Here is a 6,441-nt window from a genome sequence, read left to right on the forward strand (position 1 = left end):
GCGCGCGCCAGCTCGAGCCGCGCGGTCGAGCTGCGCCGCCAGCAGCTCGACGCACGGCCGTCCCCCGCCACGCAGCGCCGGCTCGCCGAGCTGCTCATCGATCTAGCGACAGTGCAGAGCAAGCTTGGCGAGCGAGCCAGCGCGGCCCAGGGCTACCGCGAGGCGCTGGCGTTGATCCCCGAGCACGACTTCTCCAATCGCGCCCTGATCCTGCTCGAGCTTGGCGCAGATCATCAACGCGCCGCTCGCTGGCAGCAGGCGCTGGCCAACTATCAAGAGTCGCTGCGCTTGGCGGAGCGCGTACACCCGATGGACAGTCCGGCGGTCGTCAGCGCGCGGCTAGGGGTTGGCAGCGCGCTGCTCAACCTCGGGCGTCCAGCGGAAGCCCGCCAACCCCTGCAGCGCTGCCTCGCCGATTGGCCGGCCGCAATGGCTGGCACCGCGCAAGCGGCCCTGTTGCGCGCAGAACTGGCGCGGACCCTCAACGCACTCGATGGCTGGGCGACACCCGTCGAGACCCTCGCCCACGATGCCCACGCGATCTACATGCGCCTGGGTCTGACCGAGCAGGCCGCCGGCATCGACGATTGGCGTACCGCCCACCGAACGGCGCCTTGATCGTGGCCTGAACACCATTCTGCGCGCCGCCAGCGGGACAGCGTGCAGGATATGCCAGGGGTCTAACAATCACCCGTTCGCTCAAACTCGCGCACGCGCGAAGCGATGCGACGTGAAGCGGCCGCTGTGGCAGAGTACCGGGTGCCCAAGGGGTTGTGAGGATGGAGTCTGCTCCGCGAAGTGACGGTGAGCGCGTCGCAGAAATGTCAGACGCAGACGGGACCATGCTCGACGGCACTGTTGTCGATGTGTCGTCAACATTGATCACGCTGGGTCGTGCTCACGCGAATCTGGGCACGCGTTCTTTGTCGCTCACCCGGATCACGACAGACGACGCGGAGCCTTCGGCGGTCTCGCTCAGCGAGTCCTCCCGCCGCTACGAGCACTTGCGTTTGCTCGGTCGCGGCGGCATGGGGCAGGTCGATCAAGTCTGGGACCACGACCTGATGCGCAAGCTCGCGGTCAAGCGGCTGCACCCCGATCGAGCCAACAGCAGCCCGGCGCTGCGGCAATTTTTGTGGGAGGCGCGAGTCACCGCGCACCTCGATCACCCCAACATCGTGCCGGTCCACGACCTGAGCCTCGATGATCAGGGCGACCTGTACTTCACGATGAAATTCGTGCACGGGACCTCGCTCGACGAGCTGCTTGGGGCGCTCGCGCGGGTCGAGCAAGCCAACGCCGAGGGCACCGGGCCAACCCACGTCGACGAGGTCATCACCGCCGAGCACCTGACCGCGCTCCGGCGCGTGCGCTTGTTCATCGATCTGTGTCAAGCGATCGCCTACGCCCACGAGCGCGGGGTCCTGCACCGCGATCTCAAGCCGGCGAATGTCATGATCGGCCAATACGGCGAGGTGCTGATCATGGATTGGGGCCTTGCGTTTCCGCTGCCTGGCCCAGCCGGCGAGAACCTGCGCGAGCTGCTTCCCGACCCGTTCATGGATCGCAGGCCGGCCAGGCCAAACCGCCCAACCGGCACGCCGCGCTACATGTCGCCGGAGCAAGTCCGCGCGCAGCCGCTGGATCAGCGCTCCGACATCTACTCCCTTGGGGTGATCCTCTACGAGCTCTTGTGCCTGCGCTCGCCCTACTCCGCGACCGAGTTCACCCGCCTGCTGGCGCAGGTGTCCGAGGGCGACATTCAACCGCTGACCGAGACCGGCCCAAGCGTGCCCGACGCGCTGATCCACGTGGTCAATCGGGCGATGGCGACCGATCCTGATGATCGCTACCCCTCGGTCCGGGCCTTGACCGACGACATCGAGACCGTGCTCGACGCGTTCTCGCCCACGCTGGGCGCCGGGCAGAGCGGCTTTGGTGAGGCGATGCCCATTCCCATGTCCAGGCCCGTCACCCGGCCGGTCGCGCAAGCCTCCCCCATGCTCGCCCCCGCCGCGCCAACGCCCCAACCCGAGCCCGCGCCCACGGCAGCGCCCACCGGCCGGGCCAGCAGCGCCAGCCACATCGCGCTCACGCTGGGCGCGGGGGTGCTTGGCGGCTTGGCGATCGCCGGCTCAATCCGTGGCGCGCTGGCAGAGCTGCCCCCGGTCTCGCTGCTGGCCCTCGCCGTGGTCGCGCTTGGGCTATTGTTCCTGCCGCTCCGCGCCCTGCTCTCGCGCTGAAAGCCATCCCACAATGTCGGCGTTTGGCGGCGACCCTGGCCAAAGGTCCAACCAAGCCCATGTCTGAACCCCGCCGCGTGATCCCCAATGCCCTGCCCTTGCTCCTTGGTGGAGTCATTGGCGGGGTTTTTCTTGGCTGCCAGAGCTCCCCAGGCCCCGACGCGGGCGTCGAACAGACTGATCCAGAGACCAGCGACCACGGTGCCGTCGTCGCCGGCAAGATCACCAAGATCCGCGGAAGCCGAGGGGTGGGCTCACCGGATCTTCCAGACGGCGCGTTCCTGGGCGAGGGCGCAGCGGTCCACGCCGGACAGTGGCTCGAGCTTCCGCGGGGGACCCGGGTCGAGATCGAGTTGAGCGGCGGCCAGCGCCTGCGCCTCGATGAAGACAGCCGCCTGCGACTCCCGCTCGGGTCTGGCGGCGACCCAGCGCAGCAGGTCGATCAGGTCGAGCTCACGCGCGGGCGCCTGGTCGTGCTCGCTGACGCGGCCCCGCTCGAGATCCTCGCCGCCGATGATCGGCTGGTCGTCGAGCGCGGCGAGGTCGAGCTGCACCACGCCGGTGACACCCGCCACTTTGGGGTCGTCCAGGGTCGGGCGCAGCTACACACGGCAGGGCGCGAGGTCCCGCTTGGGCCGGGCGCCAGCATCTCGACGCCCGCGGCCCCAACCACCCGACCGAACACGCCCCCCGACGAGACCCTGCTCGCGGCCGCGTTGATCCCAACCTTGAGCCTGACCCCGCTGCACGAGACGGCTTGGACGGCGGCGTTCGAGCGCAGCGCCCAGATCGCCGACGACATCCCCGAGGGCGTTGGCAGCCTGGTCGCGCGCCGGGCCGGCTCTTCGGTCGAGCGGCAGTCGCTGCGCCTGACCGAGCAGACGGTCAACGTCACGATCTCCGGTCGGATCGCGCGGACCGAGATCGAGCAGGCGTTCCACAACGACTCGGGCCAGACCCTCGAGGGCATCTATCAATTTCCGATGCCGACCGACGCGTCGATCTCGGATCTTCAATTGTTGGTCGGCGACACCTGGATGCGCGGCGAGATGCTCGAGAAGCAGCGCGCCCGGCAGATCTTCCGGCAGATCGTCGACGCCACCGTGCCCCGCGATCCCGCGCTGCTGCAGTGGGAGCAGGGCAGCGTGTTCAAGCTCAACATCTTCCCGATCCCCGGCAAGGGCGAGCGGCGGATCAAGATCGCGTACACGCAGGTCCTGCCCGCGGTCGGCGACTCGCTGCGCTATCGCTATCCAATGGGCGGATCGGGGGCGACCGCGACGGAGATCGGCGACTTCGCGTTCAACGTGAAGATCGATGACGCCGGGTTTAACGCGGCGGCGCTGGCCAAGGTCACCACGCCGATGGCCGAGCTCGCGCGCGAGCAGAGCGAGGGCCAGCTCGCGCTCTCGATGCGCGAGCGCGACTACCAACCCACCCACGAGCTCGGCGTGGATGTGCCGCTGCCAACCAAGGACCAGCGCCGGGTCATGGCCGCGACCCACCGCGACCGCGACGGGCAGGGCTACTTCATGCTCACCCTGCGGCCTGATCTCGAGCTTGGGGCGGCGCAAAAACGGCCTGTCCACTACGCGTTCGTGCTCGACCGCAGCCACGGGACCACCCCCGAGCTCTGGACGGCCGCGCAAGGCATGACCAAGGCCATGCTCGCGACCCTCGAGCCCGATGACCGGTTCACGATCCTCGCGTGTGACACCGCCTGCGATCAGCTCGAGGGCGGGCTGCGGTCGACCCAGGGCGCGGACCCGCAAGACTCGCTGGCCCAGGTCGATCGCTTCTTGAACCGCCAGCGGCTCGCGGGCGCCAGCGACATCGGCAACATGCTCGAGCGCGCGGGCGCGTCGCTCGGTCAGGCTGAGCAGGGTTCGCAAGCGGAGCTGATCGAGCAGGTCGTGGTGTACATGGGCGACGGCGTGCCCACGTCGGGGGCGCTCACGCCCGACGAGCTTGGGGCGCTCGCCCGCGAGCAGCTCGGCCACCTGCGCGTGCAGGCGGTCGCCTTGGGTGCCCGCTCGGATCTGTTGGTGCTCGACAACCTCGTGCGCCAGAGCGGCGGTGATCTGATCCAGACCGACGCGCGCGACGACCTGCAAAAGATCGCCCGCGAGCTGCGACTGCGTGCGCAGGTCCCCGTCGCGCGGGATCTGGCGCTCGAGCTGCCGCCAGGCCTGACCAACGTGTACCCCAAGTCGATCCCTGCGCTGCGCCCCGGCGACTCGCTGACCTTGGTCGGCAAGCTCGCCGACGGCGACGCGACGATGCTGCGCGGCGACGTTCGCTTGCACACCACGCGCGGACGCGACGGCGCCACCGCGATCGACGAGCGCTTTCAGGTCATGCTCGACGCCGAGTACTCGGGGCCCGAAAATTCGCAGGGTGGCTCTGGCGGCCAGGTCGTGCACGCGCACCTGCCCCGCACGTGGGCCCAACACGAGATCACCCACCTCACGCAGACCCAAGGCGCGGCCGCAGCCGATCGCATCGTCGAGCTCTCGCGCGAGTACAACGTGCTGTCGCGCTTCACCGCCCTGCTCGTGCTCGAGAACGACCGCATGTTCAAAGAGTTCAACGTCGCGCGAAAGGCTGGCGACAAAGACAGCTGGACCGACGATCCAGCGGCCGGCGGTGAAGCAGTGAGCGATGAGGCCGAGCCAGAGCCCGAGGCGGTCGTGCCGACCGAGGCGGCCCAGGCAGCCAGCGAGGCGAAGCCGGCCGACTCCAAAGACGCCGAGGCTGCCAGGTCCAAGGGCGACGCCAAGCCCGGCGGGATGCCAGCCCCCGCGCCCTCGCCCAAGCCCAGTCCGCAGCCCGCTCCAGCGCCGGACTTCTCGGGTAGCGACGGGTTCGACGACCGCAACTTCGGTCCAACGCCGGGCGGCTCGAGCAGCCCCGCCGAGCGCGACTTCGACTTCGAGGAATTCGAGGAATTCGAGGAAGCAGAGGCCGAGGGCAGCATGGACATGGATGATGCGATCGGCGGCAGCTCGAATTCATCGAGCTCAGGCTCGGGCTCGGGCTCGGGCTCGGGCTCGGGCAGGAGTGGCGGCGGGTTCGCCCCGGCTCCGCCCCCCAAGGACAAGGAGAAAAAGTCCAAGTCCAAGAGCCCGGCCAAGAAGCCCAGCAACAGCTCGTGGGGCGAGCTGCCGGATCCCCAGCCCAACAGCCAGCAGTGGGACTCGCAGCAGCGCTGGCGTCCCCCGCAGATGCTGCTGCGCGCGGCCGGTGGCCCAAGCCGCGCTGATCTCGACGCGATCGCCCAGCTGCAACAAGCCCGAGACGCCGAGCCCAGCAGCCGCAAGGCCCACCGCGAGCTCGTGCGCCGGGCGATCCGCGACCGACACCCGCAGGCGCTCGCGTTCGCCTCGGCTTGGGCGGCGGCCGACCCAGACCACGCGCCAGCGCTGCTGACCCTGGCCGACGAGATCGCGGCCGCGGGCGATCCCCTGGCGCTGCGCGCCTACGCCAGCGCGATCGAGGTCGAGCCGTTCTCGACCAAGCTGCACGGGCGCATGGCCGACGCGCTGACGCTGGCCGGCGAGTTCGAGCGGGCGTGTTCACACCGTCGCGCGCTGGTCAGCATCGATCCAAGCAACGGCGAATTCGCGGCGGCACACATCGAGTGTCTCGCAGCTTCGGGGCGCAGCTCCGATGCCCGCGTGGCCCTCGGTCGGGCGCGCGCGACGGTCAGCTCGAGCAGCGGCAAGCAGCTGCTGAGCCAGGCCGAGCGCGCGATCGAAGCCCGGGTCGTGGCTGATCCCACGAGCCGGCTGCACGGCAACGCGGATCTTCGCGCCGAGCTGCGCTGGACAGCCCCCGAGAACCTGGACCTCGCGTTCATCGATCGTCGCGGCCGCCGGCTCTCGGTCCTGCGCCCAGAGTCCGTGCGGATCCGCGAAGAGCAAGACGGCGCCGAGCGAGTCGAGACCATGACCCTGCGCCAGGTCAACGGCACGGTGTACATCGAGGTCACCCGGCCCGAGTCCAACAGCGAGTCGCCGGTCCGGGCCAAGCTCACGGTCAAGACCGCGACTGGACGGCAGAATTTCACGCTGTCGCTCGAGCCAGGGACTCAACGAGTCGCCCTGACCCAGTGGCTTCCTTGACTCCACATACACTCTGGCTGGTCATGGCGGAGCGGGCGCGGTGTGCGGGTGCTAGCGTCCGGGGATGAAACTCG

3 protein-coding genes are annotated in these 6,441 nt (G+C 69.3%); all 3 read left to right on the top strand.

Going from position 1 to position 6,441, the window contains the following annotated elements:
• The coding region (locus tag DB30_RS39710) for a tetratricopeptide repeat protein (protein WP_146662774.1) at positions 1 to 618 on the top strand (618 nt) is incomplete at its 5' end.
• A gap of 203 nt (positions 619 to 821) precedes the next feature.
• Complete coding sequence (locus DB30_RS39715; protein WP_052559220.1) at positions 822 to 2,243, top strand: serine/threonine protein kinase; 1,422 nt, start codon at positions 822 to 824, stop codon at positions 2,241 to 2,243.
• A gap of 59 nt (positions 2,244 to 2,302) precedes the next feature.
• Entirely contained in the window at positions 2,303 to 6,367 is a 4,065-nt protein-coding gene (locus DB30_RS39720) for a VIT domain-containing protein (protein ID WP_146662778.1), read from the top strand.
• Positions 6,368 to 6,441: the final 74 nt, after the last annotated feature.

This window comes from Enhygromyxa salina (assembly GCF_000737335.2).
Lineage (GTDB): Bacteria > Myxococcota_A > Polyangia > Nannocystales > Nannocystaceae > Plesiocystis > Plesiocystis salina_C.